Consider the following 230-nt stretch of genomic DNA (forward strand, 5'->3'; position numbering starts at 1 on the left):
TTCTTATCCTTTCATGAGGGAAATTTCAGATATCAAATTCTTCAGGCCGTTCTTGATGAAATATGCCAACATTTTCTGTTTTGATCCACGTTTTTCATAATTTTGATATGCTTGGATGATTTTTTCTTCAAAATCCTTCGGAACAAAATCTAAATCAACCAGTTGTTGATTTCGCTTCCAATTCTTTCTTTCAAGATCTGTGGTGCATGCATATTCACCAAGCTCTAGAA

General features: G+C 33.9%; 1 pseudogene. It reads right to left on the minus strand.

Features of this window, described 5'->3' with window-relative positions:
- Positions 1 to 3: 3 nt before the first annotated feature.
- Positions 4 to 230 (minus strand): annotated as a pseudogene (locus tag Q4548_RS17120) (hypothetical protein); the annotation flags it as partial.

The organism is Wenyingzhuangia sp. 2_MG-2023 (assembly GCF_030548295.1).
Taxonomy (GTDB): Bacteria; Bacteroidota; Bacteroidia; order Flavobacteriales; family Flavobacteriaceae; genus Wenyingzhuangia.